This is a genomic window from Streptococcus parasanguinis, from assembly GCF_001578955.1.
Classification (GTDB): domain Bacteria; phylum Bacillota; class Bacilli; order Lactobacillales; family Streptococcaceae; genus Streptococcus; species Streptococcus parasanguinis_U.
In genome coordinates this window covers 1-268 of the sequence record NZ_KQ969780.1, presented here as the reverse complement: position 1 = coordinate 268, position 268 = coordinate 1, and the positions used below count along the sequence as shown (strand labels likewise).

Sequence of the window (268 nt, the reverse complement as noted above, 5' to 3'; positions counted from 1 at the left end):
TTTTTTAACTTGGGCGCGTAGCTCAGGTGGTTAGAGCGCACGCCTGATAAGCGTGAGGTCGGTGGTTCGAGTCCACTCGTGCCCATTAATAGTATGGTCCGTTGGTCAAGGGGTTAAGACACCGCCTTTTCACGGCGGTAACACGGGTTCGAATCCCGTACGGACTATATATTTGGAGGATTACCCAAGTCCGGCTGAAGGGAACGGTCTTGAAAACCGTCAGGCGTGTAAAAGCGTGCGTGGGTTCGAATCCCACATCCTCCTTAAT

At 52.2% G+C, this 268-nt stretch carries 3 tRNA genes; all 3 read left to right on the top strand.

Annotated elements, in window-relative coordinates:
• The first annotated feature begins 11 nt into the window (after window positions 1–11).
• The 3 genes from SPADD19_RS11210 (at window position 12) to SPADD19_RS11200 (ending at window position 264) form a co-directional block, all read left to right on the top strand.
• Window positions 12–85 (top strand) — tRNA-Ile (locus tag SPADD19_RS11210).
• 10 nt (window positions 86–95) lie between these two features.
• Window positions 96–167, top strand: a tRNA-Glu gene (locus SPADD19_RS11205).
• Window positions 168–174: 7 nt separating this feature from the next.
• Window positions 175–264, top strand: a tRNA-Ser gene (locus SPADD19_RS11200).
• Window positions 265–268: the final 4 nt, after the last annotated feature.